The sequence below is a fragment of the Arthrobacter nitrophenolicus genome (assembly GCF_045833485.1).
GTDB classification, from domain to species: Bacteria; Actinomycetota; Actinomycetes; order Actinomycetales; family Micrococcaceae; genus Arthrobacter; species Arthrobacter nitrophenolicus.
In genome coordinates, this window is the sequence record NZ_CP174504.1 from 3,810,009 (window position 1) to 3,830,333 (window position 20,325).

Annotated in this window: 24 protein-coding genes; 11 read left to right on the forward strand and 13 right to left on the reverse strand. The window is 63.7% G+C overall.

Annotated features, from left to right (window positions below; all coding sequences use genetic code 11):
• Window positions 1–33: 33 nt before the first annotated feature.
• The gene (locus ACJJV6_RS17585) at window positions 34–714 is read right to left on the reverse strand and encodes a peptide deformylase (RefSeq protein WP_354176866.1); all 681 of its coding nucleotides are present in this window, start codon (window positions 712–714) and stop codon (window positions 34–36) included.
• Between the two features lie 44 nt (window positions 715–758).
• On the opposite strand from ACJJV6_RS17585, the gene ACJJV6_RS17590 reads away from it, so the two are divergent.
• Window positions 759–1,172 (forward strand): nuclear transport factor 2 family protein, encoded by a 414-nt coding sequence (locus ACJJV6_RS17590; protein ID WP_009359438.1) that lies wholly within the window; start codon window positions 759–761, stop codon window positions 1,170–1,172.
• Here the strand turns inward: ACJJV6_RS17590 and ACJJV6_RS17595 are convergent.
• From ACJJV6_RS17595 to ACJJV6_RS17625, 7 genes are all read right to left on the reverse strand, one after another.
• Window positions 1,138–2,358, reverse strand: coding sequence for an NAD(P)/FAD-dependent oxidoreductase (locus ACJJV6_RS17595; RefSeq protein WP_354176864.1), 1,221 nt, complete (start codon window positions 2,356–2,358; stop codon window positions 1,138–1,140). The two genes, ACJJV6_RS17590 and ACJJV6_RS17595, sit on opposite strands and share 35 nt — an antisense overlap.
• 2 nt (window positions 2,359–2,360) lie before the next feature.
• Complete coding sequence (locus ACJJV6_RS17600) at window positions 2,361–3,038, reverse strand: class I SAM-dependent methyltransferase (RefSeq protein ID WP_009359441.1); 678 nt, start codon at window positions 3,036–3,038, stop codon at window positions 2,361–2,363.
• A 17-nt stretch (window positions 3,039–3,055) separates the two neighbouring features.
• Window positions 3,056–4,279 carry a type III polyketide synthase gene (locus ACJJV6_RS17605; RefSeq protein ID WP_009359442.1) on the reverse strand — a complete coding sequence of 408 codons (1,224 nt, stop codon included), beginning with the start codon at window positions 4,277–4,279 and terminating at the stop codon, window positions 3,056–3,058.
• Between the two features lie 203 nt (window positions 4,280–4,482).
• On the reverse strand, window positions 4,483–4,743 hold the full coding sequence (locus ACJJV6_RS17610; RefSeq protein ID WP_035753857.1) for a hypothetical protein: 261 nt from the start codon (window positions 4,741–4,743) through the stop codon (window positions 4,483–4,485).
• Window positions 4,740–5,744 carry a hypothetical protein gene (locus ACJJV6_RS17615; protein ID WP_354176861.1) on the reverse strand — a complete coding sequence of 335 codons (1,005 nt, stop codon included), beginning with the start codon at window positions 5,742–5,744 and terminating at the stop codon, window positions 4,740–4,742. The genes ACJJV6_RS17610 and ACJJV6_RS17615 overlap by 4 nt, the downstream gene beginning before the upstream one ends.
• 460 nt (window positions 5,745–6,204) lie before the next feature.
• Entirely contained in the window at window positions 6,205–6,558 is a 354-nt protein-coding gene (locus ACJJV6_RS17620; protein WP_009359444.1) for a helix-turn-helix transcriptional regulator, read from the reverse strand.
• The gene (locus ACJJV6_RS17625; protein WP_009359445.1) at window positions 6,551–7,684 is read right to left on the reverse strand and encodes a site-specific integrase; all 1,134 of its coding nucleotides are present in this window, start codon (window positions 7,682–7,684) and stop codon (window positions 6,551–6,553) included. Before ACJJV6_RS17625 ends, ACJJV6_RS17620 begins: the two co-directional genes overlap by 8 nt.
• A 475-nt stretch (window positions 7,685–8,159) precedes the next feature.
• On the opposite strand from ACJJV6_RS17625, the gene ACJJV6_RS17630 reads away from it, so the two are divergent.
• From ACJJV6_RS17630 to ACJJV6_RS17640, 3 genes are all read left to right on the forward strand, one after another.
• Window positions 8,160–9,266 carry a site-specific integrase gene (locus ACJJV6_RS17630; RefSeq protein ID WP_009359043.1) on the forward strand — a complete coding sequence of 369 codons (1,107 nt, stop codon included), beginning with the start codon at window positions 8,160–8,162 and terminating at the stop codon, window positions 9,264–9,266.
• On the forward strand, window positions 9,260–9,598 hold the full coding sequence (locus tag ACJJV6_RS17635; protein WP_235047031.1) for a helix-turn-helix transcriptional regulator: 339 nt from the start codon (window positions 9,260–9,262) through the stop codon (window positions 9,596–9,598). The genes ACJJV6_RS17630 and ACJJV6_RS17635 overlap by 7 nt, the downstream gene beginning before the upstream one ends.
• Before the next feature lie 358 nt (window positions 9,599–9,956).
• Entirely contained in the window at window positions 9,957–11,105 is a 1,149-nt protein-coding gene (locus ACJJV6_RS17640; RefSeq protein ID WP_009359041.1) for a hypothetical protein, read from the forward strand.
• A 33-nt stretch (window positions 11,106–11,138) separates the two neighbouring features.
• Here the strand turns inward: ACJJV6_RS17640 and ACJJV6_RS17645 are convergent, their stop codons facing one another.
• The 3 genes from ACJJV6_RS17645 to ACJJV6_RS17655 all read right to left on the reverse strand — a co-directional run bounded on the left by ACJJV6_RS17645 (window position 11,139) and on the right by ACJJV6_RS17655 (window position 12,530).
• Entirely contained in the window at window positions 11,139–11,333 is a 195-nt protein-coding gene (locus tag ACJJV6_RS17645; RefSeq protein ID WP_009359040.1) for a hypothetical protein, read from the reverse strand.
• A 468-nt stretch (window positions 11,334–11,801) separates the two neighbouring features.
• Window positions 11,802–11,954: a hypothetical protein gene (locus tag ACJJV6_RS17650; RefSeq protein ID WP_009359039.1), complete on the reverse strand. Its 153-nt coding sequence runs from the start codon at window positions 11,952–11,954 to the stop codon at window positions 11,802–11,804.
• Window positions 11,955–12,056: 102 nt separating this feature from the next.
• Complete coding sequence (locus tag ACJJV6_RS17655) at window positions 12,057–12,530, reverse strand: VOC family protein (protein WP_009359038.1); 474 nt, start codon at window positions 12,528–12,530, stop codon at window positions 12,057–12,059.
• A gap of 71 nt (window positions 12,531–12,601) precedes the next feature.
• On the opposite strand from ACJJV6_RS17655, the gene ACJJV6_RS17660 reads away from it, so the two are divergent.
• Together ACJJV6_RS17660 and ACJJV6_RS17665 are read left to right on the forward strand one after the other, a co-directional pair.
• Window positions 12,602–13,000, forward strand: coding sequence for a DUF3054 domain-containing protein (locus ACJJV6_RS17660; protein WP_009359037.1), 399 nt, complete (start codon window positions 12,602–12,604; stop codon window positions 12,998–13,000).
• 109 nt (window positions 13,001–13,109) lie between these two features.
• On the forward strand, window positions 13,110–13,391 hold the full coding sequence (locus ACJJV6_RS17665; RefSeq protein WP_009359036.1) for an Lrp/AsnC family transcriptional regulator: 282 nt from the start codon (window positions 13,110–13,112) through the stop codon (window positions 13,389–13,391).
• A gap of 4 nt (window positions 13,392–13,395) precedes the next feature.
• On the opposite strand, the gene trpD is transcribed toward ACJJV6_RS17665, so the two are convergent.
• A complete protein-coding gene (gene trpD, locus ACJJV6_RS17670) occupies window positions 13,396–14,451 on the reverse strand; it encodes an anthranilate phosphoribosyltransferase (RefSeq protein WP_035753549.1) in 1,056 nt (351 codons plus the stop codon).
• A gap of 112 nt (window positions 14,452–14,563) precedes the next feature.
• Between trpD and ACJJV6_RS17675 the strand changes: the two genes are divergently transcribed.
• From ACJJV6_RS17675 to ACJJV6_RS17690, 4 genes are all read left to right on the forward strand, one after another.
• Entirely contained in the window at window positions 14,564–15,238 is a 675-nt protein-coding gene (locus tag ACJJV6_RS17675; protein ID WP_268743683.1) for a heme-copper oxidase subunit III, read from the forward strand.
• Window positions 15,239–15,324: 86 nt separating this feature from the next.
• Window positions 15,325–16,113: a c-type cytochrome gene (locus ACJJV6_RS17680; RefSeq protein WP_035753546.1), complete on the forward strand. Its 789-nt coding sequence runs from the start codon at window positions 15,325–15,327 to the stop codon at window positions 16,111–16,113.
• 99 nt (window positions 16,114–16,212) lie between these two features.
• Window positions 16,213–17,286 carry a ubiquinol-cytochrome c reductase iron-sulfur subunit gene (locus ACJJV6_RS17685; RefSeq protein WP_009359032.1) on the forward strand — a complete coding sequence of 358 codons (1,074 nt, stop codon included), beginning with the start codon at window positions 16,213–16,215 and terminating at the stop codon, window positions 17,284–17,286.
• The gene (locus tag ACJJV6_RS17690; RefSeq protein WP_354175946.1) at window positions 17,264–18,934 is read left to right on the forward strand and encodes a cytochrome bc complex cytochrome b subunit; all 1,671 of its coding nucleotides are present in this window, start codon (window positions 17,264–17,266) and stop codon (window positions 18,932–18,934) included. The genes ACJJV6_RS17685 and ACJJV6_RS17690 overlap by 23 nt, the downstream gene beginning before the upstream one ends.
• A gap of 102 nt (window positions 18,935–19,036) precedes the next feature.
• On the opposite strand, the gene ACJJV6_RS17695 is transcribed toward ACJJV6_RS17690, so the two are convergent.
• On the reverse strand, window positions 19,037–19,807 hold the full coding sequence (locus ACJJV6_RS17695) for a GntR family transcriptional regulator (protein WP_009359031.1): 771 nt from the start codon (window positions 19,805–19,807) through the stop codon (window positions 19,037–19,039).
• A gap of 163 nt (window positions 19,808–19,970) precedes the next feature.
• On the opposite strand from ACJJV6_RS17695, the gene ACJJV6_RS17700 reads away from it, so the two are divergent.
• Entirely contained in the window at window positions 19,971–20,264 is a 294-nt protein-coding gene (locus ACJJV6_RS17700) for an HPr family phosphocarrier protein (protein ID WP_009359030.1), read from the forward strand.
• Window positions 20,265–20,325: the final 61 nt, after the last annotated feature.

A 20,325-nucleotide genomic window follows, 5' to 3' on the forward strand; every position in this document is an offset into this window, starting at 1 on the left:
CATCTTAGGCGGCCGGCCCCTCCGGCCCGGACGTCAGCTGACGCTGATGCCCGCCGGCTGGTCGTCAAAGCCGAGGCCCTCCCGGGCCCTGCCGATTCCGGGCGCAGCCCAATGCGCCGCGTACTCGCTGTTGCTGCTCAAGGACCGCAGCTGGGCCCTGTCGATGTAGAGGATCCCGTTGAGGTGGTCGGTTTCGTGCTGCACGATCCGGGCCTGCCAGCCGGAAAACTGGCGCTGCACCGCCGCGCCGTCGGGCGTTTCATACTCAAGGAGCACGTTCTCCGGGCGGGCCACCACGGCCTGGAGCCCGTTCAGGGAGAGGCATCCTTCGTAAAAAGCGGCGGTTCCGCTGCCCTGCGGCGTGTACCGGGGATTGAGGATGGCCAGGAACTCCAGCGGGATCCGGTTGCGCAAGGCGGCTGCCTCCGGATCGACGTCGTACTGGTCCTCAAGGACCGCAATTTGAAGCGGTATGCCAAGCTGCGGCGCCGCCAGCCCCACCCCGGGTGCCTCGTGCATGACCTGGCGCATCAGCTCAATCAGCCGGGCCAACTGGTCCGCGGGCAGTTGTCCGTTGTAGGCCGCCGCGCGCTGGCGCAGCGCCGGGTGGCCGGCCTGGACGATCGGCGGCAACATCCCGGCAGAGAGGATCTGCTCCACCAGTTCGCGGATCTGGTCGTCGGTCATGGCCGTTCCGGGCGTGCTTGGCGTCATGACGAAAGCCTACTGGGCAGCGGGGCTGGGCTACTGTCGATGTCATGGCCATTTCGTCTCTGCCCGGCGCGTCGCCGCTCGATTGCGTCCTGGGTTTCCTCAAGGTGCTGGAAGCGGGCGGGGGAGCGGCGGGCATCAAGCCATTCCTTGCCGAGTCATTCATTCTGGTGGAGGCTCCGCACTTGCTCGCTCCCGAGGGCGCCACCCGGACCCTGGCAGATGTCCTCGCCGGCGCCGACCAGAGTTCCACGGTGGTGCGGGACCAGAAGTTCACCATCCGCCGCACCACGTGCGAGGAGGGCAGGGTGGCCGTGGAAGCGGACTGGTCCGCCACTGTCCTGATGGACCTCCGGTACTGGGATGCTGGGGAAACCATTCGGGCGAGGACGTCCTCGGTGTTCGAAGTCAGCGACGGCCTGATCGTCAGCCAGGACAGTTACGACTGCTACTTCCGGTAAGCCTGCACGAGTTGCCGGAGTGGAGCCGCTCCTCCTGCATGGTGAACCGCCGCGCCACCCAGGCGTTCACGGCCGGCGTTGCGGCGGCGGCGCCGATGGCCGCATTCCGCAAGCGCACCAGGGGCGACGGCAGCGGGCGTCCCAGCAGCATGTTGATTTCCGACTGCCGGCGGGCCAGCTGCGCAGCCCGGCGCCGGTCCGCCTCGAACCGCGTGAATTCGGTGTCCGTGCGCCTTCCTGCCAGGGATTCCAGGAGGAGCGGAACCAGGGCCCGGGCGTCCAGCCAGCCGAGATTCATGCCCTGGCCCCCGATGGGACTGATTTCATGGGCGGCATCGCCCAGCAGCACCACCCTTCCCACCGCCGTTCTCAGCGCGAGGGTGGAGCGCACGCTGAACGCGCTGAGCATGCTGTTGGTCCCGGCGTCGGGCAGGATACCGGTGCGCTGCGCGACGATCCCGGCGAGGTCCACGGCCCGTGCATCTTCTGCCGGTCGGCCGAGACGGACCACCCAGCGCCGGATTCCGCCCGGCAGGGGAAAGGACTCGACAATTCCGTCGCGCTCCAGGAAGAGGACCGCCATGTCCCCGTGGCGGCCGGAATCGGCGAAATCCCCCATCAGGTAGTGGTCCGGATACGTCTTCCTGTGTACTGGAACGCCCAGGAGGCCGCGCCACCTGGACCGGGCGCCGTCTGCGGCCACCACCATCGAGGCGCTGAAGGACGTGGCTCCTGCCGGCGTGCCCGGCGGCCGCTGCACCTCGATGGTGACGTGGTCGCCGTCGTCGTTCACTCCGGTGGCTTCCACGCCCCGTACCAGCGCCCCGCTGTCCAATGCGCGAAGGCGGGTCTCCAGAAGTTGCTCGGTCCGGAACTGGGGCAGTGCCAGCACGAACGGGAAGGTGTCCGAAACGCCGTCGAACGCCATGACGCCCAGTGTTTTTCCGCGGCTGACCGCCATTCCGGTCCGGATCGGAACGCCTTCGCGCACCAGGGCGGAAGCAACACCGATGCCGTCCAGGGCATCGAGCGCCGGGGGATGGATGCCGATGGCGCGCGAGTGGAGGTCACGGGACTGCCGGCGCTCAAGCACCCGGACGCTGATGCCCTGCTGGAGAAGCGCCGCCGCGAGGTACAGGCCTACCGGACCGCCGCCCACCACCACCACATCTACATCCACTTTCATGGTTACCCCTGGCGGTAGGTGAGGACCTGGTGGAAAGCGGCGCTGCGTTCCACTGTCCAGCCCGGGGGAGCGAGCGCGGAAAGTTCGGCAGGAGTGTAGCTCCGGCGGATGGAGGTCAGCCCGTCCACGCGGATGTAGGAGCCGCGAAAGGGGAGGGCTGCCATCCCGAACAGGGTGAAGGCTGCGGGGCTTCGGCGGAGGTCGTTGTGCAGGACCTTCGTCCCGGCGAGGACCTCCGAATGCGCCAGCAGGGTTCGCAGTTCCTCCGCGGGGAGGTGATGGAGGACGTGGTTGGAGATCACCACGTCATATGTCCGGCCGGCTACCACCTCGTCCGCACTGTGTGCCTGCCGGAACTCGACGCCCTGTACGGGAGGCCGCTTCTGCGCGAAGGATGCTGCACGGGGGTCGGGATCAATTCCCGTGATGGAGAGGCTGAGGCCGTCGCGCCGGGCCCAGCGGGCCAGCATGACGGCAAGGTCGCCGCCGCCGGAGCCAATATCCAGGACCCGGACCGGCTGTACCGCCAGCAAGGGACGGAGCTCCCGCCGGTAGAGCCGCCGCCAGCCGCCGAGGACCCGGTTCACGACGCCGAACTGGCGGTAGGTGTTGTCCAGCCGGCGGGCGTCGCAGTCAGGCAGGTCCATCAGCTCCACAGCCGTGGCGTCACGTTTCCGCATCGGCAGATCCACGCCGGTCAGGCCACCGGGGCTTCCGCCGCCAGCGGCTGCCGGATCTCCGCTGCCCGGCCGCCGGAGACTGCCGCAGTGTCCGCCGGCGCCTGCCGCAGTTTCGTGAACAGGGCCGTCTCCACGGTGAGGCCGGGCCCGAATGCCATGGAGCAGATCCGCCCGCCGCCGGCACCGTCCTGGGGCTGAACGTCCTGTTCCAAGATGTGTTTGAGGACGAAGAGCACGGTGGCGCTGCTCATGTTGCCGTAGTTCCGCAGGACTTCGCGGGCCGGCACCAGTTGCGGGTCGGTCAGGCCGAGCCGGGACTGGACCTTGTCCAGGATGCTGCGCCCGCCCGGATGGATGCCCCAGTGCTGGATGGACGTGTAGGGGAGTGCTGCCAGTTCAGGCTCCTGCGCCAGGAGGGGCTGCAGTGCCCCCACAATGTGGTCGTCGATGATGTGCGGGACGTAGTTGCCGAGCACCATTTCAAAGCCATTGTCGCCGATGTTCCAGGCCATGGAGTCCTCGCCAACCGGCGTGAGCACAGTTTCGAAGTGGTCCAGTCGCAGGAGTGCCTTTTCCGCCGCATCCGGCCGGGCCGTGACCACGGCGGCGGCCGCACCGTCAGCAAACAATGCGGAGCCCATGATGGTGTCGGGGTCGTTCGAGGTCCGCACGTGCAGCGAGCACAGTTCGGCGCACACCACCAGGACCACGGCGTTCGGGTCAGCCTCACAGAAGAGCTTCGCGGCGCGGAGTGCGGGAAAGGCGGCATAACAACCCATGAAACCGAGGTGGTAACGCTGGACCGCCGGATCCAGGCCAAGCTCACGGACGATCTTGTAGTCCGGTCCGGGGTTGAAGAAACCCGTACAGGAGACGGTCACGAGGTGAGTTATGTCAACTAAATCGAATTCCGAGGCGGCGTCCAGTGCTGCACGGGCGGCTGCCACGAACAGTTTGGTGGCCTCACGGGCGAAGATTTCGTTGCGGACCTTGGTGCTCGGATTCAGGAGAAGGCCAGAGGACGGGTCGTAGAACTGCGGGTCGTCCGAGCGGAAGTCGTTGGTCAGTTCCTCAACAGCTGTGAACCGGGTATCGATGGCAGCCGAGTCGAAGCAGGTATTGACCAGCCGCGAACCCAGCCTCGTGAGGCCTGGCTGGGCGGCGAAGACGTCACGGGCTTCAGACTGGACCAGCATGGTTTTGGGAACCGCAGTTTCAAGTGATCGCACATAGACCGTCATTGACCCATTCTTAACGAGGGCCCACATTAAGACAATGGCATGCGCCGCTGACCTGCGGAATTGCTTGTGGCTACACGGCTCCAGCGCACTAAGGATCGAGAGGCCCAGACCCATCCCGGGACAATTCGCGGACTGGCAGCGGGACGTGTTGATGTGGGACGAGTTGGCCCGTTCATGCGGACGTTTTCTCGGCACGTTGTCTGTTAAGGCTGCTCTTTGGGTCTGGGGAAGTGGACGTTGCTGAGTGTTTCCTGAAGGGTCCTACGAAGTTGAGGGCCGTCAAAATACTCAGGGCCGTCGCCCGGGGCGTAAAGGGAAAGAGCGAAGAGTAGATTTTCCATGTCTTCTTCGCCTAGATATTCATCGAGCAGGACGCCTTCTAACGCCGCAGCAGCGATCTTGGATTCGTCACCGTCCAGGATTCTCTGCGCAGCTTCCTGGAATCGCTTGGAGATTCGGATCATCTCGGTGCCTTCCTGGTCGCCGCTGCCGAGGCGATGTATTGGGCGTAGTTGGCTGATGAGTCGATGGCGTGGCGATCGATCGTGGCCGGGGAGTAGCCGAGGGCTTCGGCGATGATTGCAACGGGGGCGAGTTTGGTGAGTTCGTGGAGGGTTCCGAGCCTGGCCGCTCGGGTGCTGAAGTCAGTGCTCAGCCGTTGAGTGAGGGTTGAGGCTTGGATGTGCTGGCCGGGTGAGCCGCCGCGAAATACCCAGTTGCTGTTGGGGTGCGCTGCTGTCTGGTGGTGGGTTGGCGTGGCTGCGAGTTCGCGCCATGGCTCATCGAGCGGTGATGTGAGTGCGATTTCGACGGTTCCGAAGGTGATGCTGACGAGGTCCTCTGTCACGGTGACGTTGTCCCAGGTCAGTCGGACGATGTTGGTGACCTGCTGGCCGAAGACCAGGATGAGGATGGCTGCGGCGCGGTCCCTCGGGTTCATGTCGATCGTGTGGCTGACGGTGGCAACGAGCTCGGTCTGAGCGGTGGCGTCGAGTCGTGGGCTGGTGCCGCGCCGGTGGGGCTGCAGCTTCACTGAGGGATCGATAAGGCTGGTTCTGGTTGCCCAGTCGAGGAAGCATGAGGCAATGCCTCGTGTCGTCGGGCCTTCTGCTTGCCATCGGTCCAGGTGCGCCTGGGTCACTTCTGCGAGTTCAGTGTCGCGTTCGGTGAGCCAGTTCAGCAGTTCGATAGCCACGGTGACTGACTGTTTGGCCCTCAGGAAGGTGCCTTGGGTGACCTCGTCCATCTGGTTCATCCGGCGTTGGTGGTGCCAGCGGATGTAGCGCCGGATGATGTCCCGATGGTTCTGGCTGGTGATCCGCTCGAGTGCCTGGTCGGACCATTCACCGAACCTTGCGCTGAGCTCATCGCGGCGCGGCAGCGCGTTGTGTTCAACGAGTAGGCCGCGGACGTATTCGCGGGTGCGGGAGGCCGGCAGTTCGTCGAGACGTGCGTGTGTGATCACAGGCGCGGCCGACAGTTGTTGGAGGAAGGCAGTGACGTGTGGTTGCTGGATCCAGGTCAGGCCACTGTTGGCCCGTTTCATGGACTTGAAGGCTGTGGCGATTGCTTGAAGCGCGGGGGAGGGCGTCTGATTGTCCAGTGGGCTGAGGAGCCTGTCGACGGTAGCGGCGAGGATGCATGACCAGCATCGGTTCCCTGAGTGGAGTTCATCCTCGCTCCCGCATCCGATGCAGTCGATGTTGAGCTGGACTCCGGAGCAGCTCCGGCATGCCGGCAGCGTGTCGACGCGGCCGGGCAGGACGCCCTCGTGACCGCAGGCGCAGGTGCCTCGGGTTCTTTTGGCCTGCTGGTAGCAGTAGCCGCAGATTCCGCCGTCCGGCCAGCGGACCGCGATTTGATGGTGTTCGCCGCAGCGCCCGCATGCTTCGGGCCATTTGATGGGGTCGCCGGCTTTTCGCGGCCTAGGCATCTTCATCCGGTGGCAGCACGCGGATCCGTCGCGCGCTCGGCGCGCCGGGGGTGATCCCAAGATCCTCTGGCCTCTTCGGGGCGTTGGCGGTCTTCGCGGCGCGCATCTGCACGTAGGGTTCGAACAGGTCGTTGGGCGTGCATTCCAGGATGTCGCAGAGCGCCGCGAAGGTCTGGGCTGGAATGCGTTCCGGCGTTCCGGTGACGAGCCGGTGGACCTGGGCGTTGGAGAGATTGATACCCCGGGATTTCAGCAGGGGGAGAAGCTCGGTGGTCTTCCAGAGGTTGCGTTGGGCCATCAGCTGCCGGAGGTTCCAGCGGTAGCCAATCCGTCGCTGTTCAGCCATGGCCGTTCCCCTCATCAGTGACGCCGCTGCGCAGCCGCTGGGCGATCATTTTCTGGATGGTCTTCTGTTTGAAGTCCGCCGACACGGAAGTATAGAGGGCTGTGGTGGAGGAGTAACTGTGCCCGACCTGCTGCTGGATAAACAAGGGGTCGTAACCGGCCTCGATCAGATGCGTCACGTAGGAGTGCCTCAGCGTGTGCAGGGTCAGTTCTTCCGGGAGCCCGGCGATTTTCCTCACCCGCTGGAAAGAGCGGTCGAAGTTGCGGTAAACAGTGGAGCCGGAGCGCTCTGATGGCCAGAGGCTGGCTGACCGGTCAGCGGTGGGGAATCGTTTACGGCCGTCAGGGGAGAGCCAGTACTCAAGGAGCCCCACCACCCAGTCGAATTCCGGGACGGTGAGCACGGTCCGGCGACGTGGCCCTGAACCCTTGGTGCCCTTTGCCCAGCGCACTTGGAGCGCCCCGAAGCGTCCAAACTGTTCAACGTGCGGGTTAGGGCCGAAATCAACGTACTCAAGCATCACCAGTTCACGCCGGCGAAGCCCGTAGGCGTAAGCGACCTTGAACGCCGTCGAGTCCCTCAGCGCCGGAAGCCATCGCTTTGAACCCTTGGCGAACTCAGTGTCGACCAGATCGTCGGCGGCATCGAAGAAGGTCTGCAGTTCGGTCCGCGTGAAGGCCCGGCGTCGTGCCGGCACGGCATCATCGGTCGTGTGTCGGGGTGAGTTCCACTCGAAGACCACCTGTACCGGAATGTCGGCAAAGATCCGTTCGCAGAATGACGCCCAGCCGTAGCGTCCGTCCGTCAGGTACGAGCAGAACGCCCTGATCGCCCCGGAATTAGCCCTCAGGGTTGATAACGCCAGACCTTTCTCAGAGCTGCGCCTGTCAGCCAGGAACTCATCTACGTGATGCGCCGACCACGTCCACGGATACTCATTGGCGTGCTCCTGAAACTTTTGGACCGTTCCACACGAGCTCTTGATGTACGACGTCGACAGGCCACGCGCCAACATCTGCGCACGCCAGCCATCCAACATCGCCTCGAAAACTCGATCCTCGGCCCGCAGCAGCCCGACATTGACGTTGGTCAGAAAGGCCGGAATGCGCCCAGGTTCGATGCTCACTGATCCAACTGTACGCAAAAATCTCTCACTTAGTGAGAGATTAGGCCGCTATCCCACGCCATTGCGCGTAGCGACTCGTTCAGGCCCGTCGCCGCTGAGGCATCAATGGAGCCGTTTGACCTGCGTAAACACCAAAAAACTATGCGGGACCAGTTCTCTCATCTACTTCTACTCGTCCCACTCTAACGCCGATAATCTACATTATGTCAAGTAGTACTCTGCGTATTGCATCAGATGAATCAATCGTCCCGATCCCCCGGATGCGCGAGCAGATCTCTAACTTCCTTGAGATTCCGCGGAACATTCGACGCGAAAGCTTTGATGTGCAGCTGGTCAGGTGCTGTCCGGCAGCTGCACGGCTGAACCTTTAAGCAGTCATGACAAGCCTCTGACCTGCAGTTTTGTGCTGATGATGCATTTAATGAATCATTGATTCAGGATTTGAGCACAACTTCGAGGGAAAAGCGGGGTGAGAATGGCGGTCGACGCGTCCGGGCGTGTGCTGCAGCTGAGCGCGGTGCAGCTGCTGCATCCCGAGGAACAGACGCTCGAGGACATGCTGACCGGGTGGCGCAACCAGCAGCTCTCCAGGAACCTCCAGTTCGACACGATCGACAAGGGAATCGCAAGTGTCCGCAGGTTCGTCAACCATGTGAACGAGTTCCCTTGGAACTGGGCACCGGAGCACGTCGAGGAGTATTTCGGTGACCTCCGCTCAATCCACCAGCTGACGCACTCCACTATCCGGGGTTACCAGTCCACGCTCCGCCGGTTCACGTCCTACGTGTCGAACCCCGACTACGGCTGGGACCAGGTCTGCGAACAGCGCTTCGGCACACACCCGTCCCAGGTCTTCTTTGACTGGAACACCGCCTCCCACACACAGGAGTACGAAGGACGCGCCTCCAAGCGGCCCTTCACCAAGACGGAACTGCAGATGCTGTTCGATCACGCCGACGACCAGGTCGAACTCATCGCCGCCTCGGGCAAGAAAGGCTGGCAGGCAGCCTACCGGGACGCCGTCATGCTGAAAGTCGCCTACTCGTACGGCTTGCGGTTCAACGAACTCCGGCACCTGCAAACCATCGACTTTGCGGCCAACCCCCAAGCACGAAGGTTCGGCAAGGCAGGCGTCTGCAAGGTCCGGTTCGGCAAATCCCGCAAGGGGTCCCCGCACAAACCCCGCAGCGTCTTGACGGTCTTCGACTGGACCGCAGGCGTCCTCGAGGACTGGCTCGCCAACGGACGAGGCACGCTCGACACCCTGGACCTGTTCCCCAGCGAACGCGGTGGCCTAATTTGTGAATCCACCCTGCTGCGCCGGCTCCGGCGCTACCTCGACGAGCTGGGCCTGCCAATGGATGGCCTGGACCTGCATTCGCTCCGGCGCTCCTATGCAACGCACCTGCTGGAGGACGGATGGGATCCTAGATTCGTGCAACATCAGATGGGCCACGAACACGCCTCCACCACCGGGATCTACCAGTTCGTCAGCGACGACTTCCGCAACACGACCCTCCGGGCTGCGCTGGACCGCACCCTGGATGAAGTCCTGGGCGTGCAGATGCGAGGTCAATGGTGAGACGCGAAGTTGAATACAAGTGGCGGCTCTCCGAGCTCATGGCGGCACGGGGACTTCACAACACCACCGACCTCATCCCACTGCTGGCCGAGCGCGGGATCACCTTGTCCCGACCACAGGTCTACCGGCTCGTCAACCAGAAACCTGAACGCGTCGCACTGCAGGTCATCGCCGCGATCTGCGACATCTTCTCCTGCGGACCCGAGGACCTCATCACCGTCACGGCCGCCGACGTCCGCGGACGCAAAACCGGCACCAGCGCCCCCAACGTCGTCGACCTAAACCGCACCGTCAGACCACGGCGCGCACGCATCATCGACAATGATCACTGACAAACCCGAAGGTCTCAGCCCCCGCAACACCAGCCGCGGCCGGCCCCGCACCACCGGGACTGCTACCTGCGCACGCTGCGGCCGGGCCGCCGGTAAAACCCGCGCCACCTGGCCCGAAGGGAAAATCTGCGGCCCATGCTTTACCACCGCCACCCGCACCCACGGGACCTGCCCGGACTGCGGCCAGCATCGACTGTTGCCAGGCCCTCCCGCGGCTGCCGGAGGGCCCCGCTGCGCGCCCTGCGCCGGCATCATCCACGACTTCCACTGCACCCGTTGCAATACGGAGGGCGAGTTCTACCGGCGCGGCATATGCGCCCGCTGCGCCCTCCGGGAGGACCTCAACGAACTACTGCTCATGCACCCCGTCGACCCGGACACCGCCGGCAAAATCGTCGAGGCCCTTTGCAAAGCGGACCGGCCCGAGAGCATCATCACGTGGAAGCGCTCCCTCATAGTCCAAGCACTCCTCGGCTCTCTATCGAGCGGGGAAACCCCCTTGACGCACGAAGGACTCGATGCCGCGGCTAAGTCAGCCAGCCGCGAAGCCAATCACCTGCGCGCCCTGTTCATTCATCATGGACTCCTCCCCTACCAAGACCCGTATCTGGCCCGGTTCGAAACTTGGATTGACGACAAGGTCCGCCACCTGCCCGAGGAGGTCGCCAAACCCGTCGCACAGTTCGCCACCTGGCATCACCTCCGGCGCATCCGGTCCATCACAACACCGGAGAAGAGCGCCCAAGCCCCGGTCCACTCGGCCAAGCAAGAGATCACCGAAACCGTAAAGTTTCTGGACTGGCTCTGGGAAACCCACCAGCGGACGGCTGCGAGCTGCACCCAGCAAGACATCGAAACCTGGCTCGCAACCGGTCCCACGACAAGAAAAGCCATCCGCACCTTCATCGTCTTCATCAAGAACACCGGCAAAAACCACCGAGTGGACATGGGCCACTACGCAGCCAAAACCCGCCCCGCGATCACCCAGGACCAGCGCGTGGCCTGGCTCCGGGAACTGCTTACCGGCACCAGCGAGTCCCTGCCCTACCGAGTCGCCGGCATCCTGCTGCTTCTCTATGCCCAGCCGCTCGTTCGGGTCGCAAAACTCCGGACCGACGCTATCGAAACCAATGAAAGCACCGGGAACATGCGGATCACCTTCGGCCCGCACCCAGTGCCCATTCCCGAACCCTTCGCCGACTTGCTTCGAGAGCACCTTGCAGGCCGTCCCAATCTCAGAACAGGATCAGACGCACAAAGCCCCTGGCTCTTCCCGGGGACCCGGGCCGGACAACCACTTCACCCAAACGGCATCATGGATAGGCTCCGAAGCTTGGGCATCGACCTTCGGGGCGCACGAAACACGGCCCTCGACGAACACCTCTTAGTCTCACCACCGCCACTGGTCGCGGACGCACTCGGATACAGCCACCAAGTAGCCTTTCTCCACGCAGACGCGGCAGGCGACGCCTGGTCCCGCTACGTCAACCTCAGAACCAGACCCTGAGGCAACCGCTTGGGAACCACCTGCCTCATCCGTTCAAGGCTGTTGGGAGAAATAAACGATCAGCATGCCGACCAGACCAAGCGCACCCGACCCGAACGCCACAGGGAGTAGAAGTTTCTTCCGCCGAAACAGGACCCCAGTTTTCAGCTTATCGATGAGCGCATAAACGACGCTGGCCAACAAACCAACAGCGCCAATCGCGAACAGGCTCAAACCGAGACCGGTCATCCTCGAGCACCAGTAGTCGGAGCCTTTCGGACCCAAACGACCATGGTTACTCCAGCTACAACACACAATCCATAAAACGGCCATTCGCCGCTACCTGTGACTAGGTGCACGACAAACGTAATAAACGCAAGCGCGGTCAAGCTAGACGTCCCGATCGTCATTATCAGCTTTTGCCGTTGCGAAAAGGGCCCTACTCCACGCATGTCGATCGCTTCCACTAGTAGCCGTCCTTGCTACTCCGAGACGATACCGGCTGACCGCTTATCGCACACGTGGTCTTTTATCCCAGCTCTGTTCCTCATCCGACTCTCGAGAGAATACGACCGGCTTAGATCCGCAGGGATGCCAGTAACGTGGATTCACCGCTCTCCCGGAACGCCTCCTGGCTGCCCCGCAGTGGCCTGCCGCCACTTGAACACAGGCAGCCCGGCTGCGGGCAGCAGGCCACATGGTCAATCCGAATCACCGTTACGGCTGTCTGGTGCCGATTCCTGCACCCACGATGGCTCCAAGTCCCAGGCCGACGGCGAAACCGACAACCGGGCTGTCGAAGACGGCGAGGCCGAGGGTGATGCCAATGGCGGCACCCACCAGGCAGCAGATCCAGAGCGGCTTGTTCACGCAACCTCCAAAGTAGCCTGGACTTCCATGCCCCTCCCCCTCCCCTGCCGGCGCAATCAGCAGACGTATACACGGCATGCGGCGGGCGGGAACCCTGATCTATCAGCCTTCGTAGGCCTTTTGCAGTTCGGCGATATCCAGTTTCCGCATCCCGAGCATGGCCTGCATTGCCCGCTGGGAGCCCTCCGGGTCCGGTCCGGCAATCAGCGATGGAAGCACGGAAGGCACCACCTGCCAGGACACCCCGTACCGATCCTTCAGCCAGCCGCACATGCTTTCCGAACCGCCGTCGGTCAACGCTGTCCAGTACCGGTCCACCACGGCCTGGTCCTCGCAGTCCACCACGAAGGACACGGCTTCGGTGAAGCTGGACCCGCGGGCCCCGTTCAATGCCGTAAACGGGCGCCCTTCCAGTTCAAAGTCGACGGCGATTGCCTCACCCGCGGCTCCCGGGCCGCCCTCGCCAAACCGCGAGACATCAATGATCTTCGATTCGTCGAAGACGCTGACGTAGAACTTTGCGGCCTCCTCCGCCTGGTTCTCGAACCAGAGGCAGGTCCCGATACGACGCGGCATAGTTTGCTCCCTTCCGGCTTGAGCCTAATCCGGATCGCCCCTTGCGGGAACGGGACGCTAAGGTCGAATCCATGAGTTCCCGGAATCTGAAGCCAGCCAAGCCTTCGTTGACCGCTGTGGCGGCGGCAGCCGCTGTAGCCGATCTCGTGCTGATCCTGGTCTTCGCCGCCGTCGGACGTGACGCCCACCAGCGCGGGGATGTGGTCTCCGGCGTGCTCCTCACGGCATGGCCGTTCCTGGCAGGGGCGGCAGCTGGATGGCTGGCGGCGCGGGCATGGCGCGATCCCCTGTCGGTACGCAGGAGCGGCCTGGCGGTCTGGCTGGGCAGCCTCGTGGGAGGCATGCTGCTGCGGGCCGTCACCGGCCAGACGGTGGTACTCCCCTTCGTTATTGTGGCGTTGCTGAGCCTTGGCGTTCTCCTGGTGGGCTACCGCCTGGTCATCGCCGGTGTCCGCCGCCGGAGAACGTAACCTTGGACTTGGCTGGCCGGGCAGGCGCAGCGCGCGGATGTAATAGGCTGGCAGCACTAACAAGCCTGCCGGGCATTGCCGCGGCGCAACTGATCCGGAGGGGTTCAACGTGATCACCGCATTCGTTCTGATCAAGACCGACGCTTCGCGTATTCCCGAGACGGCGGAGGAGATCTCAGCGATCGACGGGATCAGCGAGGTCTATTCGGTCACGGGCGAATGGGATCTGATCGCCGTTGCGCGGGTCCGCAGGCATGAGGACCTGGCAGATGTCATCGCCGACAAGCTCTCAAAGGTTCCCGCCGTGGTTCATACCACCACGCACATCGCGTTCCGCGCCTACTCGCAGCACGACCTGGACGCGGCGTTCTCGCTCGGCTTCGAGCAATAGGGGCCTAGGCCCTGGTCAGGGCCACCCATTTGTCGAGCACTGCAGCTGCGGCACCGGAATCGATGGATTCTGCGGCTCTGGCATACGCCATTTGCATCCGGTCCAGGAACGGTCCCTCCGCGGCAAGGTCGAAGGCAACGAGCCCGGCCGCGGCGTTGAGCAGCACCGCGTCCCGTGCGGGGCCTTCCTTGCCTGCCAGGACTTCCCGCACCACGGCCGCATTCGCCTGCGCGTCCCCGCCGCGCAGCTGTTCCACAGTGGCCAGGCTGATTCCGAGGTCCTGGGGTGCAAACGTCAGTTCGTTCACGGCACCGCCGCGGATTTCCCACACCGTGGACGGGCCGGTGGTGGTGAGCTCGTCGAGTCCGTCATTTCCGCGGAAAACAAGCCCCCGGCTCCCCCGGCGGGCGAGCACCCCCGCGACCAGCGGCGCCATCCGGGCATGGGCAACCCCGACGGCGGAGGCCTGCACCTGCGCGGGGTTGGTGAGAGGGCCCAGGAAGTTGAATGCCGTGGGAATCGCCAGCTCCCGCCTCGGCACCGCGGTATGGCGGAACGACGGGTGGAAGACCTGGGCGAAGCAGAATGTGATTCCCGCCTCTTCGGCATTGCGTGCCACCTGCTCGATGGACAGGTCGAGGCGGACCCCGAGCGCCTCCAGAACGTCCGCTGATCCCGACGACGACGACGCAGCCCGGTTGCCGTGCTTGACCACCTTCGCACCGGCACCGGCAGCGACGAGGGCCGCCATAGTGGAAATATTAACGGTGTTAAGTTGGTCACCACCGGTGCCGACGATGTCCAGCTTTTCGCCGGTAATCGTCACCGGGTTGGCGTGCGCCAGCATGGCGTCCACGAGGCCCGAAAGCTCCTCAACGGTTTCACCCTTGGCACTGAGGGCAACCAGGAAACCGGCTATCTGCGCCGGAGTGGCCTCCCCGGACATGATGGTGTCCATCGCCCAGGAGGTGTTGTCCGCCGTAAGGTCCCTGCCGCTGATCAAGGACGAGATGAGCCGGGGCCACGAGTTGGCGGACGCTGCAGAAGCCTGTGAAGTCACCTCCTGATGCTATCGAGGGAAGCCGCGGGCTGACCAATATGAACGGCCCGGGGAACTTTTCGCAGCGATTTCGCGTCTTTGTAGAAAAAGTCCCCCGAAAAGGCGGTTTGCGTTGGGCAGCACGGACTTTTACAGACATAATGTCTATGTGACATCTGCGACCCATGCCCCCAGTACCCCGGCGCACCCCACGCTGAACCGCCCCAATATGGTTTCCGTTGGAACCGTAGTGTGGCTGTCCAGCGAGTTGATGTTCTTCGCCGGTCTCTTCGCCATGTACTTCACCCTGCGCTCCACCAGCGCGCAAATGTGGGCGGACGAGACAGCCAAGCTCAACTTCCCCTTCGCGCTCGCCAACACGATCGTCCTCGTGGCCAGTTCCTTCACTTGCCAGATGGGCGTCTTCGCCGCTGAGCGGCTCCAGCCGCGCCGGACCGGGGGTGCGTTCCAGTTCTCCCGCTGGGGAATGAACGAATGGTTCCTCCTGACGTTCCTTATGGGTGCGTTCTTCGTCGCCGGCCAGGCCACCGAGTACGCCATGCTCGTTTCCGAGCACGTATCGCTCTCCTCCAACGCCTACGGCTCCGCGTTCTACATGACCACCGGCTTCCACGGCCTGCACGTGATCGGCGGGCTCATCGCCTTCCTGCTCATCATGGGCCGTGCTTTTGCCGCGAAGAAGTTCGGGCACTTCGAAGCAACGTCTGCGATCGTCACCTCTTACTACTGGCACTTCGTGGACGTCGTGTGGATCGGCCTCTTCCTGGTCATCTACGTACTCAAGTAGCCAGCTTTGATTCTTTTTCTACAAGAGGCAGAATTTCAGGTAGCGGCTCCCGGAGCCGGCGCAGGAACGACTAAAGGAACCACCACGTGAAGGCACTCTCACAAAAGCGGCGTCACCCACTTGCAGCAATAGCGCTGCTCCTGATGGGGCTCCTCCTCACGGGTGGGCTGTACGCCGTTGCCACCACCGTCAACGAGGCCAAGGCTTCCACCACCACCTACAGTGCGAACGACGTTGAAGAGGGCGGCAAGCTGTTTGACGCCAACTGCGCCACGTGCCACGGCTTCGGTGCAAGTGGAACCCAGGATGGACCCTCCCTGGTGGGCGTAGGTGCCGCTGCAGTTGACTTCCAGGTTGGCACCGGCCGCATGCCGATGCAGATGAACGGCCCCCAGGCACTCAAGAAGCCTGTCCAGTTCAACGATGAGCAGACCCAGCAGTTGTCAGCGTATGTTGCTTCCCTGGGAGCCGGCCCGGCAGTTCCTGAAGAAGAGCTGCTGGACGAAGGCGGCGACGCCGCCGAGGGTGGCGAGCTGTTCCGCACCAACTGCGCCATGTGCCACAACGCAGCTGCCGCCGGCGGTGCCCTGACAAGGGGCAAGTTCGCTCCGGCCCTGGCCGACGTTTCCGGAAAGCACATCTACGAGGCCATGGTCACCGGCCCGCAGAACATGCCGGTGTTCAGTGACTCAAACATCACCCCCGAGGGCAAGCGCGACATCATCACCTTCCTGAAGCAGATCGAAACCACCGGTTCCCCCGGTGGCGCCGACCTCGGTTCACTGGGTCCGGTCGCAGAAGGCCTGTTTGTCTGGGTCGCCGGCCTCGGTGTCATCATCGCGTTCACCATCTGGCTGACCTCCCGTACGTCCTGACGTCCGGCCCAAGCCCAAGAATTACTGCTGCACCGTCAGCAGATTGATATTAGAAACTAACCCGGCACCCGCCGGGACGAGAGAAGGATGAGGCGAATTATGGGCAACCATAGTGACGGCAGTCCGAACCACTCGGGCACCGTAGCTACGGCTGGTCAGAATGAGGTGGAGAAGTTCCAGGATCCTGGAATTCCCCCGCACCGTTTGCGCCTGGCTGACACGGACCCGAAGGCCGCAAAGCGGGCAGAACGGCAGGTCGCCTTACTATTTGGCATCTCTGTTGTTGGAACCCTGATCTTCCTGGTGGCGTACTTTGCCATCGATCTGGGTGGCGACGAGTCCACCATCGGCACCATCCGGCTCCAGAACATGCTGCTGGGCCTTGGTACCGCGTTCGCGATGCTCGGCATCGGTACCGGCATCGTGCACTGGGCCAAGGCCCTGATGCCCGATCACGAGGTCTCCGAGGAACGCCACGCGATCCGCTACGAAGAGGACCGGAAGGCAGCTGTCCGCATCGTCGACGACATCGTCGAGGAGACCGGCATCAAGCGCCGCCCGCTGATCCGCAACACGCTTCTCGGCGCCGTTGCCCTGGCTCCGCTCCCCGCCGTCGCCATTTTCGGCGACCTGGGCCCGCGCCCGGACAACAAGCTGGCGCACACCATGTGGGCGCCGCAGGACGGCAAGCTCAAGCGCCTCGCCCGCGACCCCGATGGCACCCCCATCAAGGCTGCGGACGTCACCATCGGTTCGGCCTTCCACGTGATTCCCGAAGGGCTGAACGAACTCCACGAGGGCAAGCTCAACGAAAAGGCCAAGGCCGTTGTGCTGCTCATGCGTCTGGATCCTGCCTCGCTGAACCCTTCCGAGGGACGCGAGGACTGGGGTTACAACGGCATCGTTGCCTACTCCAAGATCTGCACCCACGTCGGCTGCCCTGTTGCTCTGTACGAGCAGCAGACGCACCACCTGCTGTGCCCGTGCCACCAGTCCACCTTTGACCTCACGCAGGAGTGCAAGGTGATCTTCGGCCCCGCCAGCCGGCCTCTCCCCCAGCTGCCCATCGCAGTTGACGACGAGGGCTACCTGGTCGCTACCAGCGACTTCAAAGAACCCGTAGGACCAAGTTACTGGGAGCGTGATATGCATGAGCGCAGCATCAACAGCTGAGCCCGCTTTCGTCGCCAAAACCAAGACCGGCCGGTTTACCGACTTCGTCGACTCGCGCGTTGGCGGCTCTGGAATCCTTCGGGAATTCGGCCGCAAGGTTTTCCCGGACCACTGGTCCTTCATGTTCGGCGAAGTTGCCCTCTACTCCTTCGTCATCCTACTGCTCTCGGGCACTTTCCTGACGTTCTTCTTTGATCCGTCCATGGCGGAGACCCACTACGACGGCTCCTACGTCCCCCTCAAGGGCGTGGAGATGTCGGTGGCCTACAACTCTTCCCTGGATATCTCCTTTGATGTCCGCGGCGGGCTCTTCATGCGCCAGGTACACCACTGGGCGGCACTGCTGTTCGTGGCCTCCATCGCCGTGCACATGCTCCGCGTTTTCTTCACCGGCGCATTCCGCCGGCCGCGCGAAATGAACTGGGTTGTCGGCGGGGTGCTGCTCATCCTGGCCATGGCTGCCGGCTTCACCGGATACTCGCTGCCTGATGACCTGCTGTCCGGCAACGGCCTGCGCATCATCGACGGCGTCATCAAGTCCATCCCGGTCATCGGCACCTACATCTCGTTCTTCCTGTTCGGTGGCGAGTTCCCGGGCACCGCCATCATCGGCCGCCTGTACATGCTGCACATCCTGCTGGTGCCGGCGCTTATCCTGCTCATGATCGTCCTGCACCTGTTCATGGTGGTCGTCCACAAGCACACCCAGTACCCCGGCCCGGGCCGCAACGACAACAACGTTGTGGGCTACCCCCTGGGTCCGGTGTACGCCGCCAAGGCCGGTGGGTTCTTCTTCATCGTCTTCGGTGTCCTGGCCCTGATGGCCGGCTTCTTCACCATCAACCCGATCTGGAACTACGGTCCCTACGATCCCTCCCCCGTTTCCGCCGGTACCCAGCCTGACTGGTACATCGGCTTCGTGGACGGCGCCCTGCGCCTGATGCCGGGTACCTTCGGTGACTGGCAGGTGGAGCAGAACTGGTTCGGCTTCGTCTTCACGTTCAACGTGCTGCTGCCGGCCCTTGTCCCGGCGGGCATCCTGTTCACCGTGATGTTCATGTACCCGTGGATCGAACGCTGGGTTACCAAGGACGACCGCGAGCACCACGTGCTTGACCGTCCCCGCAACGCCCCCACCCGCACCGCGATCGGCATGGCCGGTTTCGTCTGGTACTGCGTGATGTGGGCCGCGGCAGGATCCGACCTCATCGCGACGCACTTCGGTGTCTCGCTGAACGACGTCACGTACTGGCTGCGTGCACTGTTCTTCATCGGCCCGATCATTGCGTTCATCGTCACCAAGCGCGTTGCCCTGGCGCTCCAGCGCAAGGACCGCGAAATCGCACTGCACGGACGTGAGACCGGCCGCATCGTCCGTCTCCCCCACGGTGAGTTCATCGAGGTCCACGCACCGCTGGATGAGTACAAGCGCTACAAGCTGGTGGGCTTCGAGTCACCGGAAGTTATTCCGGCGATTCCGAACGAACACGGCGTGGTGACGCGCAAGGAGAAGCGCCGCGCACTGCTCTCCAAGTGGTTCTTTGAGGACCGCGTTGCTCCGGCAACCCCTGCCGAGCTTGAGGCTGCACACGGCCACGGCCACGCAGCGGTCGAAGCTCCCGAGGAAGCCAAGAGCCTGTCCCACTAGGTTCCACAACAGAAGAGGCCCGGTCCGCATGGACCGGGCCTCTTCTGTTTAACCCCCTGGCAGCACGTTCCGGGGGCTGCTGCGGGCTGGGAAGCGGCGGCTCTAATGGTTGCGGGCCCGCCGCGCTCCCGGACGTTGCAGGGGCACCCAGAGCTTGTACCGGTCCGCCCGGTAGTAGGACACGGAGTAGTCCACCATCGCCCGCGCCACGAACGCGTGCCGCTGGATTTTCAGCAGCGGCGACCCCACCTCAACATTGAGGAGCCGGGCCGTGGAGGGCGATGCGGCCGTCGCCTCGATCATGTCCTCGCCCCACTCCATCACCAGCCCGAACTGCTCGCTGAGGACGTTGTACAGGGACGTGGGAGGTTCGCCGTCCAGGAGTCCGGGGACACGGTGGGCGGGAATGAAGTTTTCATCCACGCTCATGGGCTCCCCGTCCGCCAGGAGCAGCCGGCGGAAGCGGACCAGCGGGGTTCCCTCATCGAGCTGGAGTTCGCGGGCAAGGAATGCACTGGCACCGATCTGCTCGAAACTGAGCACCTTGGCCGCCGGAACCATGCCACGGCGCTGCATCTCCTCGCTGTAGGACGTCAGCTTGACCTGCAGGTCAACTTTGGGCCGGCGGACGAATGTGCCCAGCCCTACCACCCGTTCGATAACCTCCTCGCCGACCAGCGCGTCAATGGCCTGCCGGACGGTCATTCTCGCGAGCCCAAAGCGCTCGGCGAGGTCGCGCTCGGACGGAAGCGCACTGCCGGGAGGGCATGACTCAGCAATGTAGGCCCGCAGGATTTCCCGGAGCTGGATGTAGATGGACGTTCCGCTGGTGCGGTCAATTTCGCCTTTGATGCCCTGAGCGCCCGGCGCCATGGTCTCTCCCTGCCGTCGAATTTCCCCTTCTATGGTAGGTCAGGTCTAGACCAGCCCGGTCCGGCCTAGGTTCTGTTTGGGCGGTGAATGTGTGCGGCCGATATATTTGGTCAGGAAAAATCAGCACCGACGGGTGGGGGCCGTCGCGACGAAGGAGTCCCCTTTGCCAACACACAAGGCCGTGGTTACGGCCTCTGTCGGGCTGCACGCCCGTCCTGCCGCGGTTTTCGTCCGGGCCGTCACCGACACTGGTTTGCCTGTGACCATCGCCAAGGCCGGTATCAGCGGTGTGGACGCCCGGTCGCTGCTCCAGGTGATGGCGGCCGATTTCCACCACGGCTGCGAAGTGGAACTGGGCGTCAATGAAACGGCCCTGAACGGGCCTGCAAGCCATCAGGAAGCCCGCGAGGCCCTGAAGGACCTTGCCGGCCTCCTGGAGTCCCAGGGGGCGCCCTAGCAGCCGCGGGGCCAGGCCCCCTGCACTGCCGCGGCGCGCGCCGGTAACACAAACGACGTCA

Coding starts and splice junctions, on each gene's coding strand:
- ACJJV6_RS17635 (WP_235047031.1), top strand. CDS start 9,260: ATGGTGAGACGCGAAGTTGAATACAAGTGGCGGCTCTCCGAGCTCATG.
- ACJJV6_RS17690 (WP_354175946.1), top strand. CDS start 17,264: ATGAGCGCAGCATCAACAGCTGAGCCCGCTTTCGTCGCCAAAACCAAG.
- ACJJV6_RS17630 (WP_009359043.1), top strand. CDS start 8,160: ATGGCGGTCGACGCGTCCGGGCGTGTGCTGCAGCTGAGCGCGGTGCAG.
- ACJJV6_RS17595 (WP_354176864.1), bottom strand. CDS start 2,358: ATGAAAGTGGATGTAGATGTGGTGGTGGTGGGCGGCGGTCCGGTAGGC.
- ACJJV6_RS17695 (WP_009359031.1), bottom strand. CDS start 19,807: ATGGCGCCGGGCGCTCAGGGCATCAAAGGCGAAATTGACCGCACCAGC.
- ACJJV6_RS17585 (WP_354176866.1), bottom strand. CDS start 714: ATGACGCCAAGCACGCCCGGAACGGCCATGACCGACGACCAGATCCGC.
- ACJJV6_RS17600 (WP_009359441.1), bottom strand. CDS start 3,038: ATGCGGAAACGTGACGCCACGGCTGTGGAGCTGATGGACCTGCCTGAC.
- ACJJV6_RS17685 (WP_009359032.1), top strand. CDS start 16,213: ATGGGCAACCATAGTGACGGCAGTCCGAACCACTCGGGCACCGTAGCT.
- ACJJV6_RS17610 (WP_035753857.1), bottom strand. CDS start 4,743: ATGATCCGAATCTCCAAGCGATTCCAGGAAGCTGCGCAGAGAATCCTG.
- ACJJV6_RS17590 (WP_009359438.1), top strand. CDS start 759: ATGGCCATTTCGTCTCTGCCCGGCGCGTCGCCGCTCGATTGCGTCCTG.
- ACJJV6_RS17640 (WP_009359041.1), top strand. CDS start 9,957: ATGCACCCCGTCGACCCGGACACCGCCGGCAAAATCGTCGAGGCCCTT.
- ACJJV6_RS17655 (WP_009359038.1), bottom strand. CDS start 12,530: ATGCCGCGTCGTATCGGGACCTGCCTCTGGTTCGAGAACCAGGCGGAG.
- ACJJV6_RS17605 (WP_009359442.1), bottom strand. CDS start 4,279: ATGACGGTCTATGTGCGATCACTTGAAACTGCGGTTCCCAAAACCATG.
- ACJJV6_RS17620 (WP_009359444.1), bottom strand. CDS start 6,558: ATGGCTGAACAGCGACGGATTGGCTACCGCTGGAACCTCCGGCAGCTG.
- ACJJV6_RS17645 (WP_009359040.1), bottom strand. CDS start 11,333: ATGACCGGTCTCGGTTTGAGCCTGTTCGCGATTGGCGCTGTTGGTTTG.
- ACJJV6_RS17660 (WP_009359037.1), top strand. CDS start 12,602: ATGAGTTCCCGGAATCTGAAGCCAGCCAAGCCTTCGTTGACCGCTGTG.